Genomic DNA, 24779 nt, shown 5'->3' on the forward strand with positions numbered 1-24779 from the left:
TTTTACTTGCAGCTTGCCGCTAGCAGCTGGCTGCTTGAGGAACGAGTGATGTCACAAGAACGCCGCTACAGTTTCGAGTTCTTTCCGACCAAGACCGATGCCGGTCACGAAAAGCTGATGGGCGTCGCCCGCCAGCTGGCCACTTACAACCCGGACTTCTTTTCCTGCACCTACGGTGCCGGTGGCTCGACCCGCGACCGCACGCTGAACACCGTGCTACAGCTGGAAAACGAAGTGAAGGTGCCTGCCGCGCCGCACCTGTCATGCGTGGGTGACTCCAAGGACGACCTGCGCGCCCTGCTGGCCGAATACAAGGCTGCCGGCATCAAGCGCATTGTCGCCCTGCGTGGTGACCTGCCGTCGGGTATGGGCATGGCCAGTGGCGAATTGCGCTACGCCAGTGACCTGGTCGAGTTCATCCGCCAGGAAACCGCCGATCACTTCCACCTGGAAGTGGCCGCCTACCCAGAAATGCACCCACAGGCGCGCAACTTCGAAACCGACTTGGCCAACTTCGTGCACAAGGTCAAGGCCGGTGCCGACAGCGCCATCACCCAGTACTTCTTCAACGCCGACAGCTACTTCTACTTCGTCGAGCGCGCGCAGAAGCTGGGCGTGGACATCCCGGTAGTACCGGGCATCATGCCGATTACCAACTACAGCAAGCTGGCCCGCTTCTCCGATGCCTGCGGCGCCGAGATCCCACGTTGGATCCGCAAGCAGCTGGAAGCCTATGCCGACGACACCGCCAGCATCCAGGCCTTCGGCGAAGAAGTGATTACCCGCATGTGCGAACAGCTGCTGCAAGGCGGCGCACCGGGCCTGCACTTCTATACCCTGAACCAAGCCGAACCGAGCCTGGCGATCTGGAACAACCTGAAGCTGCCACGCTGAAATCTTTTGGCAAAGTCTGCTTAAGAAATGATTAAGGCTTTGGTCATAGACTAAAGCCTTATTCATTTTCGGGTTAAACAGGTCTTGCCTGCCATGCAGCACCCCCAGCCTTCGCGCCCACAGCTTGTCTACCTGGCTTTCGGCCCAGCCACCTATCATCAGGAAGCCTGCTTCAGCATCATCAGCGCCCTCGCCCAACTGGGCAGCGCAGCCAGCGACGCCATAGGCATCCAGGTTTACACCGACAATCCGCAGCCCTACGCCAGCCTGCCCGTCACCGTGCACCTGCTGGACGAGGCCACCCGCCAGGCATGGAACGCCCCGCACGGTTATCACTTTCGCAGCAAGCATGTACTGCTGCGCCAGGTACTGCAGCAACACCCGCTGGCAGTGTTGATCGACACCGACACGTTCTTCCGCACTTCGCCACTGCAACTGTTCGCGCGCGTGGCGCCCGGCCGCCTACTGTGCAACGCCATCGGCCCGCGCTATGGCGCCGACCAGAAGTGCCTGCTGTACAAAAACCTGCTGGCCATTCTCGGCTCACGGGGCCTGGCCGATTGCCAGATGCCACTGATCAACTCCGGGTTGATCGGCCTTACTGCCGAAGACAGCAACACCCTGGACCGCTCCATCGCCATGATGGACGAGTTCTACCCCTTGGCGCGCGAAGCCTACACCCTCGAGGAGTTCTGCTTGGCAGTGGCGGCTTATCGCAAGCTGGAACTGGCCGAGTGCACCGACGTCATCCATCACTACTGGAGCCGCAAGGCGCAGTTCCGCGCCAAGATTCAGGCCTGGCTGCGCAAGCACGGCCACGACCCACTGAGCCCGGCAGCGTTGGCCGACGTTAGTTTGGTCAACGACCAGTTGCCGCGGCCACCCACCCTGCACCGCCTGGGTTACAAGGCACTGAGCCTGACGTTGCCCAGCCAAGAGCGCCAATTCGCCCGCGAATTACTGTATGGCTGCTACCCCTACCCCAACGAATTCGACCGTGCCTGCGCGCCGGCCTGGTGGGACAAGGCCCTGGAAAACCTCAATGCCCGCCATGGCCACATGGAACCCGAGCGACTGCGACAATGCCTGCGCCACCCAGGGTTGCGGTTGTCGCTGGGTGAGCGGCGCAAGGATGTCGAGGCACATCTGCTGCAAACATCGCAAGGCTGAGACATTCGAGGGGCACTGGTCTTGGGCCGGCCGACCGCGTAATCTCCGGCCATGCCACACATCGCCCGCCTGTTCTGGATCCTGCTGCTCGCCTGCCTGAGCCCGTTGGCTCTGGGCGAGCGCCTGCGCCTGGTGACCGACGACTGGGCACCCTATGTGTATCAGCACAACGGCCAACCGCGCGGTATCGACTACGAAGTCACCAGCCAGGTCTTCAAGCGCCTCGGCGTAGAAGTGGAGTGGCAGTTCCTGCCGTGGAAACGCTGCCTGGCCATGGTCGAACAAGGCTTGGCCGATGGCATCCTCGACATCTTCCAGACCGAATCGCGTCAGCCCTACCTGGTGTACGCCCCCGAGCCTATGTCGGACGTCGAATTCGTCCTGTTCCAGGCGCGTGCACGTCGCCATGGCGTAGCCCACCTGGAGGACCTCGCCGGCCTCACCGTCGGCACATCGCCCGGCTACGCCTATGGTGCAGCGTTCAACGACGCCCCCTATTTCGCACGCGAACCCGCGCCTACTCTCGAGGCCAATTTCGGCAAATTGATGCTGGGCCGCATCGACCTGGCGATCACCGACCGTAGGGTTGGGCATTACCTGCTCCATCAGCTGGGCCTGCAACAGCAAGTCGAGGAATTACCGTTGGTGATCAGCCGCCAGACCCAGTATCTGGGGTTGGTGCGCAAGCCCGGGCGGGAAGCACTGGCCCTGGCCTTTGCCGAAGAACTGCAGCGGTTCAAGCAAGAACCGGCCTATGCAGCGATCAGCAACCGCTACACAGGCGACATTGGAAACATTCTCAACGCCGTTGAGCAGCAGGAAAGCAGCACAGCGCGATAGCTCTGTTATACTCGGGCCTTCCCGCCCGGCTCACGCCCGGACGCTCGGCCTCGCAACAGGCATCCCGATCGGCACAGACGCCCCTCGCGTCCAGCCCCCGTTTCCCGGATGTGCAGTGAAAGCCCAGCTGGACCGGACGCGATCGCATCCCACCGATGCCCGTCGCGCCAGGCAGAACATCCCAACGGGCCCAGCCCACACGAGAACAGGATCGCCCATGTCCTTTGCTTCCCTCGGTCTCTCCGAGGCTCTTGTCCGCGCTATCGAGGCTGCGGGCTACACCCAGCCGACCCCCGTGCAACAGCGGGCCATTCCCGCCGTGTTGCAAGGCCGCGACCTGATGGTTGCCGCACAGACAGGTACGGGTAAAACCGGCGGCTTCGCCCTGCCGATCCTCGAGCGCCTGTTCCCGGCCGGCCACCCCGACAAGTCGCAGCGTCACGGCCCGCGCCAGCCCCGCGTGCTGGTCCTGACCCCGACCCGCGAACTGGCAGCCCAGGTGCATGACAGCTTCAAGGTCTATGCCCGTGACCTGCCACTGGTCAGCGCCTGCATCTTCGGCGGCGTTGGCATGAACCCGCAGATCCAGGCCATTGCCAAAGGCGTTGACGTGCTGGTCGCCTGCCCAGGCCGCCTGCTCGACCTGGCCGGCCAAGGCAAGGTCGACCTGGCCCACGTGGAAATCCTGGTGCTCGACGAAGCCGACCGCATGCTCGACATGGGCTTCATTCACGACGTCAAGAAGGTCCTCGCCCGCCTGCCGGCCAAGCGCCAGAACCTGCTGTTCTCGGCCACCTTCTCCAAGGACATCACCGACCTCGCCGACAAGCTTCTGCACAACCCGGAGCGCATCGAGGTCACGCCGCCGAACACCACTGTCGAGCGTATCGAGCAGCGCGTCTATCGCCTGCCCGCCAGCCACAAGCGTGCACTGCTGGCACACCTGATCACCCAGGGCGCCTGGGAACAGGTACTGGTGTTCACCCGGACCAAGCACGGCGCCAACCGCTTGGCCGAGTACCTGGAAAAGCACGGCCTGACAGCCGCCGCAATCCACGGCAACAAAAGCCAGAACGCCCGCACCAAAGCCCTGGCCGATTTCAAGGCCAACAGTGTGCGCGTGCTGGTCGCCACCGACATCGCCGCCCGTGGCCTGGACATCGACCAGCTGCCGCACGTGGTCAACTTCGAGCTACCGAACGTCGAGGAAGATTACGTTCACCGCATCGGCCGTACCGGCCGTGCCGGTCGCTCGGGCGAAGCCATTTCCATGGTCGCGCCAGATGAAGAGAAGCTGCTCAAGAGCATCGAGCGGGTGACCAAGCAACGCATCCAGGATGGCGACCTGATGGGCTTCGACGCCAGCCAGGTAGAAGCCGAAAAGCCTGAAGTGCGCGAGCGCCCGCAGAACAGCGGCCGCGGTGGCCGCAACCAGCAGGGCCGCGGCGAAGGCGGTAAAGACGCCAACGGCGGCCGCAAGGACAAGGGCAAGGACAAAGGCAAGGCCAAGCAGCAAGCTGCAGAAAAGCCGGCCGACAAGGAAAACAGCGGCGACAAGCAACAGCAGCCGCGCAAGCCGCGTGACAAGAAGCCACGCCAACAGCAGCAGGCCAGCAGCAACAGCGTGCCGAAAGTACCGGCCGACCGCGACCCGGAAGAATTCCTGGACGACGATGTCGACAACTTCGGTAACCGTGCCGACTACGTCAGCCCGTACCAAGGCAAGAACCAAGGCCGCAATCGCCGCCCGGGTGGCGGTGCAGGCCAGGGCCAGAATAGCGGTCAACGCAGCAACGCTGGGGGCCAGGGCCAAGCTCGCAGTGGCGGCCAGCAGCGTAGTGGCGGCAGCGGTGGTGGCGGCGAAAAGCGCCCTGCCCGCGCCAACAACGGTGGCGGTGCCCGTCGTGACGGCGGTGGCCGTGGTCGCCCAGCCCGTGATGACGCAGCCCGGCAGGAGCCTGCCGTGCGTAACCCACGCCAGCCAGAAAAACAACCGGTGATCATCCGCAAGGAATCCAAGCTCGACCGTTACCCGACGCCTGAGCAGTTGGATGACGTGCCGACCCGACCACGCGGTGAGCGCCCGGCCTTGTTGACCCGAAAAGGCTGAACCCGGAGTAGCCCGATTTCAGGGCACTCCACGGGAAACGAAAACGCCGCCCAATGGGCGGCGTTTTTCATTGCCAAGGCAATGCTTACTTCTGCTTCACACCTTCGACACTGATATCCAGGTCCAGCGTCTGCGAAGTAGCGCCTGGGCCTTTGATGCCGAAGTCATTCAGGTTCAGGGTGGTGGTGGCGTTGAAACCAGCGCGCTCACCGCCCCATGGGTCCTTGCCTTCACCGTTGAAGGTTGCCTTGAAGGTGACCGGCTTGGTTACGCCGTGCATGGTCAGGTCGCCCGTAACGTCAGCAGTCTTTTCGCCAGTCGACTTGACGGCAGTAGAAACGAACTTGGCTTCAGGATACTTCTTCACATCGAGGAAGTCGGCGCTGGCGATGTGCTTGTCACGCTCGGCGTGGTTCGACCACAGGCTGGCGGTCTTCAGGTCGACGCTGATCTTGCTGGCTTCAGGCTTGGCGCTGTCCCAGGTGAAGTTGCCGTCGAAGTCCTTGAAGGTACCGTGGATGAAGCTGTAGCCCAGGTGGCTGATTTTCCAGTCAACGAACGCGTGCTGGCCTTCCTTGTCGATCTTGTACTCGGCAGCCATGGCCTGGCCAGCGGAGAGCAGAGCGGTACCGAGCGCCAGAGCGGCAAAAGTCTTTTTCAACATCCTGTTCCTTCCTATGCAATTGAGGTTGAGAGTCAAGCTTTGCGGCCCAGCATACGGGTCAGGGTCGCGTCACGGTCGATGAAATGGTGCTTGAGCGCTGCCAGGGCATGCAGCACGGCAAAAATCACCAGGCCCCATGCCAGCCACAGATGAATCACCCCCGCCACATCTGCCTGGTCGGGCAGGTCGCTGACCAGTGCCGGCACTTCGAACAGGCCGAACACCGGAATGCCGACGCCGTCGGCGGTGGAAATCAGGTAACCGGCCGCCATCACCGCAAACAGCCCAAGGTACAGGGCCAAATGGCCCAGCTTGGCCGCCAGGCGTGTGACCGCGCCATGGTTGGCGGGCGCCGGAGGTGGGGGGCTGATGAAACGCCAGACCACCCGCAGCAACATCACTGCCAGCAAAACCAGGCCGATACTCTTGTGCAGGTCCGGCCCGGCTTTGCGCCAGGGGCTGTAGTAGTCGAGACCGACCATCCACAGGCCCAGGCCGAACAGGCCGAAGACTGCCAGCGCCACGCCCCAATGCAGGACGATACTGACCACGCCGTAGCGAGAGGGTGAATTGCGCAGTTGCATGTTGGCGTGTTTCTCCGTGAAAGCTGTGCACAGACTAACGCGTAACGTATCGAATAAAAGCGGAAAAAATTGCTTCGGATTATCGAGAAATCCGATATGTATTCTGTAAGCTTCCCATTAAGGAAACATTAACGATAGCCGGGGAAATAGAGGTTGCCAGTACCGGCCTCGTGCTGCCAAGCGGTCGGTACTGGCGATCGATCAGCCAGCCTTGGCCTGGGTATTGGCCACAGCCTTCTTCGCAGGCTCGGACTTGGCTGTCGCTTTCTTGGCCTCAACAGGTTTGTGCGTCGGCGCATGCTTGGCCGGTGCCGCCTTGGTGGCCGCAGGCTTGGCAGCCGCTTCCTTCACTGCAGGTGCAGGCGCGACCGGGGCGGGCGCGGTTTGGGGAGCAGGCGCTGGGGCTGGCGCCACTGCTTCAGCCTTGGCAATCGGTTCTGCCTTCACCTCGGGCGTGTCCGCCCCACCAAACAGACGCTTGAAGAAGCCAGGTTTGTCCTGCTTGGCCTCATCGACAGGCTTCGACTCAGCTTTGGCAGGCGCCGCGTCAGGCTTGTCAGCCTTGTCAGACGAACCACCAAACATGTTCGAGAAGAACCCACCCTTGCTCGCCTTGGCGGCCGCCGAACCCGCCGCCGCCGCTGCGACCGGTGCCGCCTTGGCAGGGTCAAACGACTTGCCGGCCAGCAGATCCTGGGCCTGGCTGGCCGCACGCTGGCCGCTGCGCAGGGCGCCTTCCAGGGTGCCTGGATACAGGGCGTCGGTGTGCTCGCCAGCAAAAGTGATGCGCTGCACCGGGCGCTCCCACAGGCGCCAGTACTTGCTGATCTGCCCTGGGCCATAGGCCAGATAGGCGCCGCCGGTACCGGCGTCGGTGCTGTAGCGCTTGACCTCATAACCGGTGAAGGCACCACGGGCCTGCGGGTAGAAGGCATGCAGGCGTATCAGCACCTGGTCGACCATCTGCTTGTCGCCAAACGCCTGCAGCAGGCGGGCGTTGTCGCCGGACAGGTTGATGACCACGTTGGCGCCGCCCTTGAGCGCCGGCTCGATCCACAGCATGCCAAGGCCGGCGTTACTGAAGATTTCGCCCGACATGCGCGCGCGGCTTTCCCATACCGGCTTCTTGAACTTGAGCATCAGCTGGTCGCGCCAGCCATAGTTGGTACCCTTGAGCGCGGCCAGGTGCTGGCTGTCCAGGCCTGGGGTCATCTGGATTTTGGCCAGGGCGCGCAGCGGCACGGCCATTACCAGGTAATCCGCCTGGTAGCCGACGCTGCCGACTTTTACCGTGACGCCGTCCTTGTCCTGGACAATGGCGGTGACCGGCGAGCTGGTCTTGATGGTTTTCAATTGCTTGACGAAGGCCTGGGCCAGCACCGGGCTGCCACCGGGCAGCCGCGCGGCGCGCAGGTCGCGGTCGCTGACGCCGCGGTACACGCGGTTCTGCTGGGCGAAATACAGCAACGACAGGCGCGACGGTTCATCGTAGCGCGTACGGATCTGCTGGTTGACCAGCTGGCGGGCGGTGGTCGGCAGTTGCAGTTTGTCCAGCCAGGTGGAGACGTTGATCTGGTCGAGGGCGAACAACGTGCTGTTTGCTTGCGGGTTCAGCGGGTCGTCGATCGAACGGGCCAGGTCGTCGAGGGTTTTCTCGTAACGCTTGAGCGCCTCGGCGGTAGCCGGCTGCTTGGTGGCCAGGTCGGTGGCACTGAAGTACTCGCCGTCGATCAGGTAACCGGGGGTACGCACGAACTCCGGCGCTGGCAGTGTTTCAAGCTTGAAACGGTCCAGGTACTGGTTCAGCACCGGCTGCGCCTTGGCATTGCCGATCCACTCGCTGGTTGCCAGGCCAGAACGCCCGCCCATGCCCGCCTTGGCCTCCAGCAGCGTTACCTGCCAGCCTTTGTTCTGCAACTCGTAGGCGGCCGTCAGGCCTGCCAGGCCGCCACCCACGACAATTGCCGTAGGCGTCTTGTCCTTTGCCAGCGCGGCGCCGCTGGACACACCAATCAATACCAACGCGCACAGGCGCACCCAAGCAGCAGCCATGTTGGCGAACTCCGAGTCAGAGGTTACAGAAACGGGGAGAGGCAGGGATGCCCCAGGAAGATGCGTTAAGAATACGTCAGGTCCGACCACCCTGCCAGCGCAGTGACATCAAGTCCTTTTGGCAACTGACATTTTTGCCAGTAGCCATGTCACACGATGGCAGGTAAAGCTGGCGAAGTTGGCCAGCAGCCCCGCCAGGAGGGCATACGCATGATCTTCGAGGAGCACTTCCAACACGTCGAACGGCAGTATCTGTGGCACAAGCAGACGCTTCATATGGCATCCGGGCTGAGTATCCGCTCCAACAGCACCTCCTGGACCGGCTTTCATGAAGCGTTCAAGGGTGAAGACGGCACCGAACTGGTGATTGGTGAACACAGCGACGTGGAAATCACCTTCGCCCAGGAAGTCGAATGCTTGCGGCTGGAATACTATGTGGTCAGCGATTTTCTCTGCGACGACCTGCACATGTTGTTCGATGCCGAGAACCAAGGCCATGACCTGGCTGCACCGACGCTGCTCAACTTCTACTGGCTTACCTTGGAAGGCAACGGCTTGCGCGACCTGCGCCCCGGCCCCATCGCCACACACCCCTACTACCAGCTGATCGAAGGGCCATTCCGGCGCCTGACCATTTCCACCTCGCAGGCTGGCACCGTGCACATCCGTCGCCTCGAATGGACCGGCACCCACCGCCATTGAACGGCAGCGGTTGTCCTGCCCTGCGGCATTGCTTAAGCTTACGCGGTCGAACCACGCCGTAAAGCCAGGAGAAGTGCCGATGGGCCTCAATGATCAGTGGATGCAACGCGACCTCAAGGTCCTGTGGCACCCCTGCACCCAGATGAAAGACCACGAGCAGCTGCCGCTGATCCCGATCAAACGCGGCGAAGGTGTGTGGCTGGAGGACTTCGAAGGCAAGCGCTACCTGGACGCGGTGAGCAGTTGGTGGGTCAATGTGTTCGGCCACGCCAACCCGCGCATCAACCAGCGCATCAAGGACCAGGTGGATCAGCTGGAACACGTGATCCTGGCCGGTTTCAGCCACCAGCCGGTCATCGAGTTGTCCGAGCGCCTGGTGGCCATGACCCCGGCCGGCCTCGACCGGGTGTTTTACGCCGACAATGGCTCGTCGTGCATCGAAGTGGCGCTGAAGATGAGCTTCCACTACTGGCAGAATGTCGGCAAACCGGACAAGAAGCGCTTCGTCACCCTGACCAACAGCTATCACGGCGAAACCATTGCCGCCATGTCGGTAGGCGATGTGCCGCTGTTTACCGAAACCTACAAGGCGCTGCTGCTCGACACCCTCAAGGTGCCCAGCCCCGATTGCTACCTGCGCCCCGAGGGCATGAGCTGGGAAGAGCACTCGCGCAACATGTTCCAGGCCATGGAACAGACCCTGGCCGAGCACCACGCCTCGATCAGCGCCGTGATCGTCGAGCCGCTGATCCAAGGTGCAGGCGGCATGCGCATGTACCACCCGGTTTACCTCAAGCTGCTGCGCGAGGCCTGCGACCGCTACGACGTGCACCTGATCCACGACGAGATCGCCGTGGGCTTCGGCCGTACCGGCACGATGTTCGCCTGCGAGCAGGCCGGCATCCGCCCAGACTTCCTGTGCCTGTCCAAGGCCCTGACCGGCGGTTACCTGCCGCTGGCCGCCTGCCTGACCACCGACAAGGTGTACCAGGCCTTCTACGATGACTACCCGACCTTGCGTGCGTTCCTGCATTCGCACAGCTACACCGGCAACCCGCTGGCGTGCGCAGCGGCGCTGGCGACCCTGGACATCTTCGAGCAGGACAACGTGATCGAGGCCAACAAGGCTCTTGCCACGCGTATGGCCACAGCCACTGCGCACCTGGCCGACCATGCTCACGTTGCCGAAATTCGTCAGACCGGCATGGCCCTGGCCATCGAGATGGTGAAAGACAAGACTGGCAAGGTTGCCTACCCCTGGCAAGAGCGGCGTGGCCTGAAGGTATTCGAACACGCCCTGACCCGCGGCGCCCTGCTGCGGCCGCTGGGCAATGTGGTGTACTTCCTGCCGCCGTATGTGATCACCCCGGAGCAGATCGACTTCCTTGCCGAGGTGGCCAGTGAAGGCATCGACATAGCCACCCGCGATAGCGTCAGCGTTGCCGTGCCGGCCAACTTCCACCCCGACTTCCGCGATCCGGGCTAAGCCCGAAAGCCGGCGCCGACCCCCTGTAGGAGCGGCCTTGTGTCGCGAAAGGGCCGCGCAGCGGCCCCAAGCAATTCATGCATCGCCGCTGAAACCCTGGGGCCGCTGCGCAGCCCTTTCGCGACACAAGGCCGCTCCTACAACGGGCGAGTAAACCTTTAAAACGAGCACCCCATGAGACTGTCCCGCTTCTTCATCGACGCCCCCCTGAGCCTTGGCGAACACGACCTGCCCGAGGCCCAGGCCCACTACATCGGCCGCGTGCTGCGCATGGCCCCCGGCGACGCCGTGCAGCTGTTCGACGGCAGCGGCCAGGAATACCTCGGCCAACTGCTTGAAGTGGGCAAGAAAACCGTGCGTGTCAGCCTCGACCAAGCCTTCACCGGCCAGGCCGACTCACCGCTGCACGTGCACCTCGGCCAAGGCCTGTCGCGCGGCGAACGCATGGACTGGGCGATCCAGAAGGCCACCGAACTGGGCGCCAACGAAATCACCCCGATCGTCAGCGAACGCTGCGAAGTGCGCCTGAAGGACGAACGTGCCGACAAACGTCTGGCCCACTGGCGCCAAGTGGCGATCAGTGCCTGCGAACAATGCGGGCGCTCAACCTTGCCGGTCATCCACCCACCCGTGCCCCTAACCGAGTGGCTGAGCAGCACTCAGGCTGACCTGAAGCTGGTCCTGCACCCGGTGGCCGAACCGCTCACCAGCCATGCCAAGCCTGCAGGCCTGGCCTTCCTGATCGGCCCCGAAGGCGGCCTTAGCGAAGCCGAAGTCGAACAGGCCAAAGCCGCCGGTTTCCACGCAGCACGCCTTGGCCCACGCGTGCTGCGCACCGAAACCGCGCCGGTGGTGGCGCTGTCGGTGGCACAGCAGCTGTGGGGCGACTTTTAACTAACGCACATAGAACGACACCGCCACGAAGTGCATGAGGCTGCCGGCAATTACGAAGAGGTGCCAGATGCCGTGCCAGTGGCGGAAACGGCTATCGAAGGCGAAGAAGATGATGCCGACGGTGTAGAACACCCCGCCGGCCGCCAGCCAGGTAAAACCTGCGGTGCCCAGCGTATTGAGCAATGGCTTGACTGCAACCAGCACGATCCAGCCCATCACGGCATAAATGATGATCGACAGGATCCGCGCCTCGGAGCGCGGCTTGATCTCCTGCAACATGCCAATCACCGCCAGCCCCCAGACCACACCGAACAGGCTCCAGCCCCACGGGCCGCGCAGGCTGACCAGGCAAAACGGCGTGTAGCTGCCGGCGATCAACAGGTAGATCGACAGGTGATCGAGCTTGCGCATGATCACCTTCGCTCGCCCGCGGGTGCTGTGGTACAGGGTGGAAATGCTGTACAGCAACAGCAGCGTGCTGCCGTAGATGGAGAAACTGACGATCTTCCACGGGTCGCCTTGCAGGCCCGCGACCACGATCAGCCAGATGGCACCGATACAGGCGAGGACAGCACCGACCAGGTGAGTCCAGGCGTTGAAGCGTTCACCGTAATACATGCAAACACAGACCTCCCGAGGTGGGCTGGGTTCCTGAAGCAGTCTTTTTCGGCCTTACATCCTACCCAAGATCAGGTTGCAGATCCGCGTCACGCACCAGCCTTTCCAATGCAACCAGGTCCGGCACCCTTGCCACCTGCTCGCCCACCTGCACCGCCGCCAACTCCAGGCGCCCCAGTGCCACGTCCACATAGTTGAGCTGGCTGTCGAGCTTGCATGAACGCGGGATGTCCTGCAGCAACAGCGCCAGGTAACGCAGCCCGGTATCGCCCAAGGCATTGAGCACCACCACGCGTGCCCGCTCACCGCACGGCGTCTCGCCACCGCACGCCGCCTCGAAACCAATCAGCGGCAAGCGTTGCTGGCGCCAGTCGATCCAGCCCAGGTGCCAAGCGGGATCACCGTGCTGACACACCAGGTTGCGCTGCCCGCTCAACTCGGCCACCGCCACGTTGGGCAGCACCAGGGTGCGGTCACCCAACGGCAGCAACAGCCCGGTCAGGCTGCTGCGTTGGCCGGCAATCAGTTCAAGCATGGGTCTGGCTCCAATGGGCGATGCTCTGCAACAACAGCGACTCCTGGTACGGCTTGCCCAGGTACTCGTTGACGCCGATGGCCATGGCGCGGTCGCGGTGCTTCTGCCCGGTACGCGAAGTGATCATGATGATAGGCAGGTCCTTCAGGCGGGCGTCACGGCGGATACGTGTAGCCACCTCGAAACCATCCATACGTGGCATCTCGATGTCCAGTAGCAACACGTCGGGCCGGTGCTCTTCCAGCAAGGCCATGGCGTCAACACCGTCTTTGGCTGTGAGCACGCTCATGCCGTGGCGCTCCAGCAGGCGGCTGGTGACCTTGCGCACGGTTACCGAATCGTCCACCACCATCACCAGCAAGGGGCGGCGTGGTGCCGGGCCAAGCAGTTGGCGTTGGCTGCCACCAGCGGGCAGGCGAGCCAGCCGTCGCTGCTGGCCGCGCAGCTGGCCCAGCAGGTCAAGAATCAACACCACCCGACCATCGCCCAGCAACGTTGCCCCCGACAACCCGGCAACCGCGGCAAACTGCGGCCCCAGGCTCTTCACCACGATCTCGCGGCTGGGCGACAGGCCGTCGGCCTGGATGGCGAACGATTGCTCCTTGGCATGCACCAGCAGCACCGGCAATGGCACGCTCTGCCCCAGCAGCGTCGGGCGTGGCACACCTTGCAGCAACTCGCCCAGGTAGCGCAGCTCGTATTCGTGGCCGGCGTAGACATAACGTGGCGCGTCCAACTGGTAGCACGCCGCCAGCTCGGCCGGCGGCACACGAACGATACCTTCGATGGTATTGAGCCCAATTGCGTACTGCTCTTCGCCCAGGTGCACCATCAACGCGCGGTTGATGGACACCGTGAACGGCAGGCGGATCAAGAAGCGCGCGCCTTTGCCCTGGGCCGACTCGATGCTCATCGAGCCCCCTAGTTGCTTGACCTCCTCATGCACCACATCCATGCCCAGCCCGCGACCGGAAATTTGGGTGATCTTTTCGGCGGTGGAAAAGCCCGGGCGCAGGATGAACTGCAGGATCTCGTGATCGCTCAACTGGGCCTGCGGGTCCAGCAGGCCGCGTTTGATGGCCTTGCGCCGCACCGCCTCCAGTGGCACGCCGGCACCGTCATCGGTCATTTCGATGACGATATCGGCACCTTCGTGCAACAAATTCAGGTGAATGGTGCCCTGCTCCGGCTTGCCGGCAGCCAGGCGCATTTCGCGGCTTTCCAGGCCATGGTCGACGGCGTTGCGCAGCATATGCTCCAGCGGCGCCACCATGCGTTCGAGCACGCTGCGGTCCAGCTCACCCTCGGCATTGCCGACCACCAGCTCCACCTGTTTGCCCAGCTCGCTGGCCACCTGCCGCACCACGCGCTGCAAGCGCGGCACCAGGCGTTCGAACGGCACCATCAGGGTGGCGGTCAGGCCTTCCTGCAACTGGCTGTTCACCCGCGCCTGCTGCTGCAGCAGGCTATACGCCTCCTGAGCGCGCTGGGCCAGGGTTTCCTTCAGGTCGAGCAGGTCCGAGGCAGACTCGAACAGGGCCCTCGACAGTTGCTGCAGCTGCGAATGGCGGTCCATTTCCAGCGGGTCGAAATCGTCATAGGCATCGCCTTCGAACTGCTGACGGCTGGAAATTCGCCCTTGGGTCTCGACGTCCAGGCGCAGCAACTGGTCGCGCATGCGCTCGAGGGTGGTTTCCATCTCGTTGAGGGTGAACTGCGCATCGTTGACCTGCTGCTCGATGCGCCCACGAATGATCGAGTGCTCGCCGGCCAGGTTACCCAGGTCGTCGAGCAGCTCGGCATCGACCTTGACCATGTCGCCCGGCGCCCGCTCTGGCGCCGCTGCCGGCACTTCGGCGGTTGCAGCCTCCAGCGCTCCCTGGCCCGCGGCACTGTCGGTCAGTGCCGCGCTGCTGAAATTGCGAATGTAGTCGATCAGCGCCGTGGCAGCATGCAGCGGCTGCCCCAGGCGCACGGCATCGAGCATGTGCGCCAGACGGTCGTGGCAGTTCTGTAGCAGGGCGAACAGCGGCGCGCTCGGTGGCAAACGGCCGGCGGCCAACAGTTCGTAGAGAAACTCCAGTTCGTGGGCCAGGTCGCCGATCGGGGCGATTTCGACCATGCGCGCCACGCCCTTGAGGGTGTGCAGGTCGCGCATCAGGTTGTCCACCTCGACGCTGTTGCGCGGGTCGGCCTGCCAGCGCGCCAGGGCTGCTGCGGCGCTTTCGACGATGTCCGAGCTTTCTTCGAGGAACACTTCCAGCAGTTCTTCGCCGGGGTTTTCCGGCTTCTCGACCAGCGGCTCGGCGGCCCCCGGCAGCAACGACGGGTGCCCCAGCCCCAAGGTATCGGTCAGGTCCATGTCCGGGTGCAGCGGTGTGACCGTATCAATGCCCACAAGGCCGGTTGCATCCGGGGGCAGGGCCTGGTCCAACAGGTTGCGCAGGCTGCCAACCAGTTCTGGGCGCGGCGCCAGATCCTGTCCAGCCGCCACTTCGTCGAGCATGTCCAGCAGGGCTTCATGGGCGTGCTGCGCCTGGGCGAAGAAGCGTGCATCGGCGGGCAGGCTGCCCTCTTCTACTGCACCGTACAGGTCGAGCAAGGCCTCGCACACATCATCCATCTGCCACAGGTCAGCCAGGTGAGCGGCATGGCCCAGGGTGGTCATTTCATCAAGCAGGGTGTCCAGTGCGTCACGCTGACCTGGCTGCTGCTGCCAGCGCGACAGCACCGACTCGGCATTGAGCAGAATGTCCATGGCCTGGGCCAGGAAACTGGCGACCAACTGCGGGTCGCGCTTGCTGCGCCGCGCGTGCTGCGGGTCGTCATGCAAGCTGGCCAGGCGGCCGTCCACTGCCTGGCCAACCTGCTCGATCAGCTCCGCAGCGCCGGGAATGGCAGCCAGCGGCGTGCTGTCAAGTTGCGCCAGGCCCAGATGAAACAGCGAGCGCGCGGCTTCCAACCATTCCATCTCGGCCATTTGCAGCGGCAGTTGATGCCCCTTGTACTCACGGGCCAAGCGGTCGAAGGCGGTGGCGAGTTCGGCGACCGGCATCACCCCGGCCATGGCGGCACTGCCTTTGAGCGTGTGCAGGGCACGCTGCAGGCCATCGCTGACCGGCGTATCGTGACCATCGGCGCCCTGCAGGAAGGCATCGAGGCTGGCCAAGTGGCCCTGCGCTTCACTGCGAAAAATATCCAGTAACTGCGGATCCAGGCCATCGATATTGGCCGTGGCTGGTGCGTCGTTTTCAGCCAGGGCGTGCAGGTGCCCAGCCAGTTGCTCGATTTCGGTCAGTTGCGGCAGCTGGCCGGCGGCAAAGTCGGCCAGCAAATCGGGCAGATGGACAAACACCTGCTGCAGGGCCACCACGCCCTCCGGGCTGAGCACGCTGCGGCCTTCCAGTACCCGGTTCAGCAGGTGCTCGGCGCCCCAAGCCAGTTCAGCCACCGCCTCGGCATGCACCATGCGACCGCTGCCTTTGAGGGTATGCAACGCACGACGTACTTCCCCCAGCGCCCCACGCTGCTGGTTGTCCGCACGCCAGCGCAGCCAGTGACGCTCGATTTCCGGAAGCAACTCGCCAGCTTCCTCGAGAAACACTTCGCGCAGCTCGTCGTCGATGCCATCGCCATCGGCTCCCAGGCCCGCTCGGGCGTCAGCCTGCGCACAGTGCACGCCCAGCGCCGCCAGGCTGGCACGCGCCCTGTCGATGAAGGGCTGGCCATCCGCCAACGGGTCGGCCACCCGCCATTGCAGGTAACACTCGGCAGCACTCAGCGCCTCGGCCAGGTGCGTCAGCTCATCGGCGGGCGGCTCTTCGTCCAGGTGCTGCAACCAACGCTGCACATAACTTGCGCAGCCGGCAAACAGCTCGGCCACGGCGGGCAGCATCAACATGGCCAAAGCCCCGCGAACCTGCTGCAATAGCCCTGGCAAAGGTTGCAGGCGCTGCCGAGGCCAGTCGGACTCCAGGTAGTCGCCGATCAGGTCCTTGGCCTGCTGCAATACATTCAGCGACTCGCTCAACACCAGCTGGCGTATCTCGGCCAGGTCCGAGCCCGGCAGGCTACCCTGGCCGTTTTCCTCCAGTGGGCCGACCATGCCGTTCAGCGAAGCCTCCACGTACAGCAAGGCCCCCGCCACATCCATAAGCACCGCATCGTCCACCGACCGCTCGCCCTGGGCCAAGGCCTGCAGCGCCAGCACCTGGTCGATGATCACCCGCCGTGGTTGTTGGAAGCCCAGTACAGCCAGGGTATCGGCCACGTGGCGCAGCGGCGCCAGCAGGGCATCGAGCTGCTCGCTGTGCTGACGATCGCTGCGCACGAACTGGTCCAGGCGCTCCTTGATGCGCATGAGGTCGTCGCAGAGCGCGGTCACCACCGAGCGCAGGGCATCGCGGCCCGGCCCGGCCTGCAATTGATCGCGCCAGTTGCCCAACGACAGGTCGAGGTTGGCCAGGTCGTCGGACCCGGCAAAGCGTTGCGCAGCACCACTTATCAGGCTTGCCTGGGCTAGCGGCTCGATGCCACGGCAGGCGCGCAGCTGGTTGAGCAGTGGCAGCATCACCAACGGCAGATCGTGGCGGGCGCCGCGCAAGCGCTCAAGGTACGACGGCAACTGCTCCAGACCACGGAACAGCGCACCCAGGCAATCGCCCCGTGGGCTGACCTGGCCATCGGCCAACGCCTTGGCGAACAGCTCCAGTTCCTCTGCCAGGCGCGTGGCGCCACGCAGCTCGAGCATGCGCAGGCAGCCATGCACCTGGTGCAAGTTGTCGACCACGAAGGCCAGCATCGACAAGTCGCCCGGTTCGCCGGCGAAGCGCTCCAGCGCCTGCCGTGCCTGGCCCAGGCAATCGAGAATGGCGGCCTTGGTCCAGGCCAGCGCCACCGTTTCGTGGCGCTCGGGGCTTACAGCAGCGACAGCCATGGGCACTCCTCTGCGCGGCGCTTCACTTGGGTTCTGCCGGTGGCGGCAGGGTGAAACCGGACACCGAACGGCGCATCTCGCTGGCCATGCGGGCCAGGTGGCGAATACTGTCGGCGGTGGCACCCGAGCCTGCGGAGGTTTGCGCGGTAATCTGCTGGATCACCGCCATGGTATGGGAGATCTGCCCTGCCGAAGAAGTCTGCAACTGGGCAGCGTCGGAAATGCTGTGGATGAGGTCGGCAAGGTTCTGCGATACCCCTTCGATCTCGGCCAGCGCCACCCCGGCATCCTGGGCCAGGCGGGCGCCGCGCACCACTTCGGCGGTGGTCTGCTCCATGGAGATCACCGCTTCGTTGGTGTCGGCCTGAATGGTGCGCACCAGTGCCTCGATCTGGCGGGTAGCCGACGACGAGCGTTCGGCCAGGCGCTGTACCTCGTCGGCGACCACGGCAAACCCGCGGCCGGCCTCACCGGCCAGCGAGGCCTGGATCGCAGCGTTGAGTGCGAGAATGTTGGTTTGGTCGGCAATGTCGTCGATCAGGCTGACGATGTCGCCGATTTCCTGGGAAGACTCGCCCAGGCGCTTGATCCGCTTGGCGGTGTCCTGGATCTGCTCGCGAATGTTGTCCATGCCGTTGATGGTGTTATGCACCACCTCGTTGCCCTTGTTGGCAATAGCCACCGAGCGCTCGGCCACCTTGGCCGATTCATAGGCATGCGCCGACACCCGATCGATCGACTCGACCATGTCGCCAACCGCCTCGGACGCTTCGCTGATTTGTGCGGCCTGGTGCTCGGAGGCCTTGGCCAGTTGGCGAGCGGTGTTCTGCGTGTCCTGCACAGCGGCGGCAACCTGCATGGCGCTGTGGTTGATGGTGGCGACCAGGTCGCGCAGCTGGTCCACGGAATAGTTGATCGAGTCGGCAATGGCGCCGGTGAAGTCTTCGGTCACCGACACGGTCACGGTCAGGTCGCCGTCGGCCAGCTCTTCGATTTCGTCGAGCAGGCGCATGATCGCCTGCTGGTTGCGTTCGTTCTTTTCTGCGGTCTCGCGCAACTGGCGGTTGGTGGTACGCACCATGACCAGGCCGATGAGGATGATCGAGGCCAGCGCCAGCAGGCCCAGGGCGTAACCGCCAACGGTGTCGAGGGTGCGCCCACCGGCCAGGTTCTCGAAACCGTTGGCCAAGTGCGAGGCTTCGTCGAGCAAGGTTTGCGAAAGGCTGAAAATGTTGCCTGCGGCTTCACGCACACGGAACAGTTCGGGCGAAGTTTCGAGAATTTCATCGACCGAACCTGCAACGAACTGGAACAGTTCGGCAATTTCGGCCAGCCGTGCGCGAGCGTCGGCGTCCTCGACGCGGGTTACCTGGATGGTCGCATTGCCATTGAGCATGCCCTCCAGCACCTGGCCAAAGCGCCCGGCGTCGCGGCCAAAGGCATCGGCCGCCTGGGCTGCGCTGTCGTCACCGGCCAACACCGTGTTGACCGAGCCGAGAATACGCTCGGCCAGCAACAGCTGGCGCTGGGCCACCGCCACCTGATTGGCCGGGGCACCGCTCTGCAGCAGGATCTCGACCACTTTTTCGTATTCCACCTGCAACTGCGGCACGGTCTCGGCCAGGGTCGCCGCCACCTGGTGCAACGACAGCACGGTCTGCTCGCTGGCCAGGATGATGTCGGTGTTCTTACGCAGGTTTTCCCAGTCACGGCGTACCGACTCCATCTCGTCACGCACCGAGGGTGGCGCAGGCGGCAGGCCGGTGGACTTGTCACCCTGACGCAGGTAGCCCCAGCGACGCTCGAAATCGTTGCGCGCATCCGACAGCAGCTTGAACGCCAACGCCTTGCCGGTGGCCGCTTCGGTGGCGTTCTTGGCAATGCGTTGCGACAGCACACGCAGCTCGCCGGCATGGCCGATGTACTGCTTGTCGTAGTTGGACTGGGTATTGAGGTAGGCGAAGTTGGCGAACAGCAGGATGATCGACAGGATCAGGATCAGGAACAGCACGGTGATCTGCGCGATGCTGCGGGTACGTGGGGTCACGGTGGTGGCAGTGACTGGGGTGGCAGGCTTGTTCACGTTCGCAGGTCCTATAACGCCACATCGAGAAAGCCCGGCGCCTGGGCCAGGGCGAAGGGGCTGAAGATCGCCCAGTTGCGTTCACGCGGGAAGTGCCCCTGCACAAAGCGTGCAGCGGCCCGGATCAGTGGTTGCGGCGGCGACAACTGCAAGCTGTCGAGGGCAAAGTGCTGCAGGCCCAGTACCTCGTCCACCAGCAGGCCGACGAACAGGTCATCGTGGTCCAGCACCAGCACCCGCCGCTGCTTGCCTGGGGCGGCGTGGCCCAGGCCGAAGAAGCTGCTCAGGTCCATCACCGGCAACAGCCGGCCACGCAGGTTGGCCACCCCGCACACCCACGGCTGCACGCCGGGAACACGGCTACTGCGCGGTTCGCGCAACACTTCGGCCACTTCGCCCATGGGCGCGACGAACCACTGCCCGGCAATGCGAAAACCGATGCCGCTCCACTGCTGCAGTCGGTTGTCCTGCGGTGGCTGGTCGGCCACCAGCAGGCGGCAGCGCCGGTCGATGTCCAGCAACAACTCGAAGGCGGTCAGCGACGCGCCCTGCGGGCGGGTGGTCAAGCCCCCAGCACTTCTTTGAGCTTGGCGATCAGCGCGTCCTCTTCCACCGGCTTGGTCAGGAAGTCACGTGCACCCTGGCGCGTGGCCCAGATGCGGTCGGTTTCCTGGTCCTTGGTGGTCACCACGATTACCGGGATGGCGCTGGTCTCTGGGTCCTTGCTGAGCTGGCGAGTGGCCTGGAAACCGTTCATGCCAGGCATGACGATGTCCATCAGCACAGCGTCGGGCTTGTCTTGCCGGGCCAGGGCCACGCCATCGGCACCGTTGCTGGCCTTGAGCACCTGGTAGCCGTGCTTCTCCAGCCATTCGGTCAATCTGTACATCTCTGTCGGCGAGTCGTCGACAATCAGAACTCGGGCCATGCTGTTTCCCCATCAGGAAAGTAGGACCGTGCCATGGCGGGGCGCGGTCAGGGTGCGTGTTGTTGAGGTACGGCAAACCCGGGCACGTGGGCGCGGATCGCGTCGAGCAATTCTTCCTTGCTGAACGGCTTGGTCAGGAACTGATCGGAACCGACCACCCGGCCACGAGCCTTGTCGAACAGGCCGTCGCGCGACGACAGCAGGATCACCGGGGTGTCCTTGAAGACACTGTTGTGCTTGATGACCGCGCAGGTCTGGTAACCGTCCAGGCGCGGCATCAGCACATCGACGAAAATGATGCTGGGCTGGTGGTCGACGATCTTGGCCAGGGCATCGAAGCCATCGCTGGCGGTGATCACCTCGCAGCCCGCTTCACCGAGCAACATCTGTGCGGTGCGGCGGATCGTGCGGGAATCGTCGATCACCATCACCTTCAGGGGTTGTTCCATAGACGCCTACCAATGGAAATTAGCTGCACTTTTAGCACACTCCGGAAGGCCATTCCATCTGCGCCGCCCCTTGACCGGCGGCGCTCGCGGCGCCACCCTGAGCCACTTTTCTTTCGAGCCATCGCGGCCAAGCGCCGCCAAGAGGAACCACCCCATGAGCGTTCGCCTCGGCATTGTCATGGACCCCATCGCGTCCATCTCCTACAAGAAGGACAGTTCGCTGGCCATGCTGCTGGCCGCCCAGGCACGCGGCTGGAGCCTGTTCTACATGGAACAGCAAGACCTGTACCAGGGCGAAAGCAAGGCCCGTGCACGCATGCGCCCGCTGAAGGTGTTCGCCGACCCGGCACGCTGGTTCGAGCTGGGCGAGGAGCAGGACAGCCCGCTGGCCGAGCTGGACGTGATCCTGATGCGCAAGGACCCGCCGTTCGACATGGAGTTCGTCTACAGCACCTACCTGCTGGAACAGGCCGAGAATGATGGCGTGCTGGTGGTCAACCGCCCGCAGAGCCTGCGCGACTGCAACGAGAAGATGTTCGCCACGCTGTTTCCGCAGTGCACCACGCCGACCCTGGTCAGCCGCCGCCCGGACATCATTCGCGAATTCGCCGCCAAGCATGCTGACGTGATCCTCAAACCACTGGATGGCATGGGCGGTACGTCGATCTTCCGACACCGCGCTGGCGACCCCAACCTGTCGGTGATCCTGGAAACCCTGACAGCGCTGGGTACCCAGCAGATCATGGCCCAGGCCTACCTGCCGGCGATCAAGGACGGCGACAAGCGCATCCTGATGATCGATGGCGAGCCGGTGGACTATTGCCTGGCGCGTATCCCTGCCAGTGGCGAGACCCGTGGCAACCTGGCCGCTGGCGGCCGGGGCGAGGCCCGCCCGCTGACCGAGCGCGACCGCTGGATCGCCGCCCAGGTCGGGCCGACCCTGCGCGAGAAGGGCCTGCTGTTCGTGGGCCTGGACGTGATCGGCGACTTCCTCACCGAAATCAACGTCACCAGCCCCACCTGCATTCGCGAGATCGATGCCGCCTACAACACCGATATCGGTGGCAAGTTGATGGATGCCATTGATCGCAAGCTCAAGGCGCGCTGACAGCCAACGCGAAGCTAGACCCTAGAGTGGGGTATGATGCCGGTCCTATTCGACTGAGCTACTGCCCCGCCCTGCGGTTGCTGGATACCTGATGACGCTGCCCGCTGACATCCCTGCCGACCTGCTGCCTCCCCGTGTTCGCCCGGTGGACCGGCTCGGCTTCACCCTGTTTCTGGCTGCCCTGGTGCACCTGGCGCTGATTCTTGGCGTCGGCTTCACCGTGGTCAAGCCTGCCGAAATTCGCCACACCATGGACATCACCCTGGCCACCTTCAAAAGCGAGAAAGCGCCCGAGAAGGCCGATTTCCAGGCCCAGGACAACCAGCAGGGCAGCGGCACCCTGGACAAGAAGGCGGTCCCCACGACCACCGAACTGGCCCCGTTCCAGGACAGCAAGATCAACAAGATCACCCCACCACCCGCCGCCAGGCCCGAAGTGGTACCCCCGCCTACCCCGCAGAAGTCGGCGGTAGTGACGACCGCGCCCAAGCCGCAAAAGGTCGAACCCAAGCCCAAGGAAAGCAAGGTGCAGCCCAAACCGGCCGCGCCTGCGCCAGACTTCGACAGCTCGCAGCTGTCCAGCCAGATCGCCAGCCTGGAGGCGGAGCTTTCCAACGAACAGCAGATGTACGCCAAACGCCCGCGCATTCACCGCCTGAACGCCGCCTCGACCATGCGCGACAAGGGCGCCTGGTACAAGGAAGAGTGGCGCAAGAAGGTCGAGCGGGTGGGCAACCTGAACTACCCCGACGAAGCGCGCCGGCAGCAGATTTACGGCAACTTGCGCATGATGGTGTCGATCAACCGTGATGGCTCGCTGTACGAGGTGCTGGTGCTGGAGTCGTCCGGGCAACCGGTGCTGGACCAGGCGGCACAGCGCATCGTAAGGCTGGCGGCGCCGTTTGCACCGTTTACTGGGGATTTGGCTGAGTTTGACCGGTTGGAGATTATTCGGACATGGCGGTTTGCCCGTGGGGACCGTTTGTCCAGTAATTGAGTATTGGCCTTGGGCGTAGGGCTTGCGAGATGCGGTGGCGCGGATATCGAGCGCCGCGCGGGCGGCGCTCGATCTCAAAGACACCAAAAACCTCAAGACAGACACCAACCAAACGACACAAATCCGCACCTTGTCAGCCTCGCCACCTGGCGCCACACTATCCCCCATGAAAACCCTAGCCCCCAGCTACCTCAAGCATCAGTTTCTGATCGCCATGCCGCACATGGCCGATCCGAACTTCGCCCAGACCCTCACCTACATCGTCGAGCACAATGAGCATGGCGCCATGGGCCTGGTGGTCAACCGGCCGCAGGAACTGAGCCTGGCCGACATCCTCGAGCAGCTGCGCCCGGACGAAATGCCGCCGGCCAGCACCTCGCAGGTGCCGATCTACCAGGGCGGCCCGGTGCAGACCGACCGCGGCTTCGTGCTGCACAGCAGCGAGTGCAGCTTCCAGGCCACAGTGGCCCTGGAAGGCCTATCGCTGACCACATCGCAGGATGTGTTGCTTGCGATTGCCGCAGGGGTAGGCCCGAAACAGAGCCTGATCACCCTGGGTTATGCCGGCTGGGAAGCGGGCCAACTGGAGGCCGAGCTGGCCGACAATGCCTGGCTGAACTGCCCGTTCGACCCGGAAATCATCTTCGGCATGGCCAACGACCTGCGCCTGGAAGCTGCAGCCGCCAGCCTGGGGATCAACCTGCACCTGCTGACCAGCCAGGCGGGCCACGCCTGATGGCCGAGCTACGCCTACTGCTGGGCTTCGACTACGGCAGCAAACAGATCGGTGTGGCCGTCGGCCAGGTGATAACCGGCCAGGCCCGCGAACTGTGCACCCTGAAGGCACAGAACGGCGTGCCGGACTGGGCCCAGGTGGAAAAGCTGATCGCCGAATGGAAGCCGGACGCCATTGTCGTCGGCCTGCCACTGAACATGGACGGTACGCCTAGCGAAATGAGCGCCCGCGCCGAAAAGTTCGCCCGCCGCCTGAACGGCCGCTTCAACCTGCCCGTGCACACCCACGACGAGCGCCTGACCACCTTCGAGGCCAAAGGCGAACGCATGGCCCGTGGCGGTCAGCGCGGCAGCTACCGCGACAACCCGGTCGATGCCATCGCCGCTGCCTTGTTGCTGCAAGGCTGGCTGGAGGCCAACACCTGATCATCTTTGCCGCCGGGCCCACCCGGCGCACCCTTCCGAGGAGCCCGCAATGAGCCTACCCAATCCCGCCGAGCTGATCCGGCAGATGGCTGTCGACCTTCGCGCCCACCTGGCCCGCCGTCACATCAGCGAGCCGCGCTATATCGGTATCCGCACCGGCGGTGTCTGGGTTGCCCAGGCCCTGCAGGAAGCCATGGGCGACACCAGCCCCATGGGCACCCTGGACGTTTCGTTCTACCGCGATGACTTCAGCCAGAACGGCCTGCACCCGCAAGTGCGTCCGTCCGAGCTGCCGTTCGAAGTCGAAGGCCAACACCTGGTGCTGGTGGATGACGTACTGATGAGCGGCCGCACCATTCGCGCTGCGCTCAACGAGCTGTTCGATTATGGCCGCCCGGCCAGCGTTACCCTGGTCTGCCTGCTGGACCTGGATGCCGGCGAACTGCCAATCCGTCCGAACGTGCTTGGCGCCACCCTGTCGCTGGCGGCCCATGAACGGGTAAAATTGACCGGACCCGCACCGCTCGCCCTCGAGCGCCAGGACCTCGCCTCCGCTTCCGCCCTTTAA

22 protein-coding genes are annotated in these 24779 nt (G+C 63.9%); 12 read left to right on the plus strand and 10 right to left on the minus strand.

What is annotated here, in order from left to right; all coding sequences use genetic code 11:
• The first annotated feature begins 48 nt into the window (after positions 1 to 48).
• The 4 genes from metF (at position 49) to ACNQP3_RS26855 (ending at position 5014) form a co-directional block, all read left to right on the plus strand.
• Positions 49 to 894, plus strand: coding sequence for a methylenetetrahydrofolate reductase [NAD(P)H] (gene metF, locus ACNQP3_RS26840; protein ID WP_012274536.1), 846 nt, complete (start codon positions 49 to 51; stop codon positions 892 to 894).
• 93 nt (positions 895 to 987) lie between these two features.
• Entirely contained in the window at positions 988 to 2064 is a 1077-nt protein-coding gene (locus ACNQP3_RS26845; protein ID WP_060515460.1) for a hypothetical protein, read from the plus strand.
• A gap of 51 nt (positions 2065 to 2115) precedes the next feature.
• On the plus strand, positions 2116 to 2904 hold the full coding sequence (locus ACNQP3_RS26850; protein WP_012274538.1) for a substrate-binding periplasmic protein: 789 nt from the start codon (positions 2116 to 2118) through the stop codon (positions 2902 to 2904).
• A 217-nt stretch (positions 2905 to 3121) separates the two neighbouring features.
• Positions 3122 to 5014 carry a DEAD/DEAH box helicase gene (locus ACNQP3_RS26855; protein ID WP_264316621.1) on the plus strand — a complete coding sequence of 631 codons (1893 nt, stop codon included), beginning with the start codon at positions 3122 to 3124 and terminating at the stop codon, positions 5012 to 5014.
• Between the two features lie 85 nt (positions 5015 to 5099).
• Here the strand turns inward: ACNQP3_RS26855 and ACNQP3_RS26860 are convergent, their stop codons facing one another.
• The 3 genes from ACNQP3_RS26860 to ACNQP3_RS26870 form a co-directional block, all read right to left on the minus strand.
• Positions 5100 to 5678, minus strand: coding sequence for a YceI family protein (locus ACNQP3_RS26860; RefSeq protein WP_012274540.1), 579 nt, complete (start codon positions 5676 to 5678; stop codon positions 5100 to 5102).
• Between the two features lie 32 nt (positions 5679 to 5710).
• A complete protein-coding gene (locus ACNQP3_RS26865; protein ID WP_060515458.1) occupies positions 5711 to 6262 on the minus strand; it encodes a cytochrome b in 552 nt (183 codons plus the stop codon).
• A gap of 201 nt (positions 6263 to 6463) precedes the next feature.
• Positions 6464 to 8314 (minus strand): flavin monoamine oxidase family protein, encoded by a 1851-nt coding sequence (locus ACNQP3_RS26870; protein WP_012274542.1) that lies wholly within the window; start codon positions 8312 to 8314, stop codon positions 6464 to 6466.
• Between the two features lie 210 nt (positions 8315 to 8524).
• Between ACNQP3_RS26870 and ACNQP3_RS26875 the strand changes: the two genes are divergently transcribed.
• From ACNQP3_RS26875 to ACNQP3_RS26885, 3 genes are all read left to right on the plus strand, one after another.
• Complete coding sequence (locus ACNQP3_RS26875; RefSeq protein WP_012274543.1) at positions 8525 to 9016, plus strand: hypothetical protein; 492 nt, start codon at positions 8525 to 8527, stop codon at positions 9014 to 9016.
• A 79-nt stretch (positions 9017 to 9095) separates the two neighbouring features.
• A complete protein-coding gene (locus tag ACNQP3_RS26880) occupies positions 9096 to 10502 on the plus strand; it encodes an adenosylmethionine--8-amino-7-oxononanoate transaminase (protein ID WP_060494672.1) in 1407 nt (468 codons plus the stop codon).
• A gap of 174 nt (positions 10503 to 10676) precedes the next feature.
• Entirely contained in the window at positions 10677 to 11396 is a 720-nt protein-coding gene (locus ACNQP3_RS26885) for a 16S rRNA (uracil(1498)-N(3))-methyltransferase (RefSeq protein ID WP_069942951.1), read from the plus strand.
• Here the strand turns inward: ACNQP3_RS26885 and trhA are convergent, their stop codons facing one another.
• From trhA to ACNQP3_RS26920, 7 genes are all read right to left on the minus strand, one after another.
• Positions 11397 to 12014 (minus strand): PAQR family membrane homeostasis protein TrhA, encoded by a 618-nt coding sequence (gene trhA / locus ACNQP3_RS26890; RefSeq protein ID WP_012274546.1) that lies wholly within the window; start codon positions 12012 to 12014, stop codon positions 11397 to 11399.
• A gap of 61 nt (positions 12015 to 12075) precedes the next feature.
• Positions 12076 to 12549 carry a chemotaxis protein CheW gene (locus ACNQP3_RS26895; protein ID WP_012274547.1) on the minus strand — a complete coding sequence of 158 codons (474 nt, stop codon included), beginning with the start codon at positions 12547 to 12549 and terminating at the stop codon, positions 12076 to 12078.
• Positions 12542 to 17485: an Hpt domain-containing protein gene (locus ACNQP3_RS26900; RefSeq protein ID WP_012274548.1), complete on the minus strand. Its 4944-nt coding sequence runs from the start codon at positions 17483 to 17485 to the stop codon at positions 12542 to 12544. Before ACNQP3_RS26900 ends, ACNQP3_RS26895 begins: the two co-directional genes overlap by 8 nt.
• 22 nt (positions 17486 to 17507) lie before the next feature.
• Complete coding sequence (locus ACNQP3_RS26905) at positions 17508 to 19532, minus strand: methyl-accepting chemotaxis protein (RefSeq protein ID WP_223296421.1); 2025 nt, start codon at positions 19530 to 19532, stop codon at positions 17508 to 17510.
• Between the two features lie 47 nt (positions 19533 to 19579).
• Entirely contained in the window at positions 19580 to 20134 is a 555-nt protein-coding gene (locus ACNQP3_RS26910) for a chemotaxis protein CheW (RefSeq protein ID WP_012274550.1), read from the minus strand.
• The gene (gene pilH, locus ACNQP3_RS26915) at positions 20131 to 20496 is read right to left on the minus strand and encodes a twitching motility response regulator PilH (protein WP_012274551.1); all 366 of its coding nucleotides are present in this window, start codon (positions 20494 to 20496) and stop codon (positions 20131 to 20133) included. The genes ACNQP3_RS26910 and pilH overlap by 4 nt, the downstream gene beginning before the upstream one ends.
• Positions 20497 to 20543: 47 nt before the next feature.
• The gene (locus ACNQP3_RS26920) at positions 20544 to 20945 is read right to left on the minus strand and encodes a response regulator (protein ID WP_012274552.1); all 402 of its coding nucleotides are present in this window, start codon (positions 20943 to 20945) and stop codon (positions 20544 to 20546) included.
• A 154-nt stretch (positions 20946 to 21099) separates the two neighbouring features.
• On the opposite strand from ACNQP3_RS26920, the gene gshB reads away from it, so the two are divergent.
• The 5 genes from gshB to pyrR all read left to right on the plus strand — a co-directional run bounded on the left by gshB (position 21100) and on the right by pyrR (position 24779).
• A complete protein-coding gene (gshB, locus tag ACNQP3_RS26925; RefSeq protein ID WP_060494475.1) occupies positions 21100 to 22053 on the plus strand; it encodes a glutathione synthase in 954 nt (317 codons plus the stop codon).
• A gap of 91 nt (positions 22054 to 22144) precedes the next feature.
• Positions 22145 to 23050, plus strand: a complete 906-nt coding sequence (locus tag ACNQP3_RS26930) for an energy transducer TonB (RefSeq protein ID WP_060494474.1) — start codon at positions 22145 to 22147, stop codon at positions 23048 to 23050.
• A gap of 166 nt (positions 23051 to 23216) precedes the next feature.
• Positions 23217 to 23786: a YqgE/AlgH family protein gene (locus ACNQP3_RS26935; protein ID WP_012274555.1), complete on the plus strand. Its 570-nt coding sequence runs from the start codon at positions 23217 to 23219 to the stop codon at positions 23784 to 23786.
• Entirely contained in the window at positions 23786 to 24211 is a 426-nt protein-coding gene (gene ruvX, locus ACNQP3_RS26940; RefSeq protein ID WP_003249316.1) for a Holliday junction resolvase RuvX, read from the plus strand. Before ACNQP3_RS26935 ends, ruvX begins: the two co-directional genes overlap by 1 nt.
• A 49-nt stretch (positions 24212 to 24260) precedes the next feature.
• Positions 24261 to 24779 (plus strand): bifunctional pyr operon transcriptional regulator/uracil phosphoribosyltransferase PyrR, encoded by a 519-nt coding sequence (gene pyrR, locus ACNQP3_RS26945; RefSeq protein WP_012274556.1) that lies wholly within the window; start codon positions 24261 to 24263, stop codon positions 24777 to 24779.

The sequence above is a fragment of the Pseudomonas sp. LFS074 genome, assembly GCF_047978165.1.
Lineage (GTDB): Bacteria > Pseudomonadota > Gammaproteobacteria > Pseudomonadales > Pseudomonadaceae > Aquipseudomonas > Aquipseudomonas putida_P.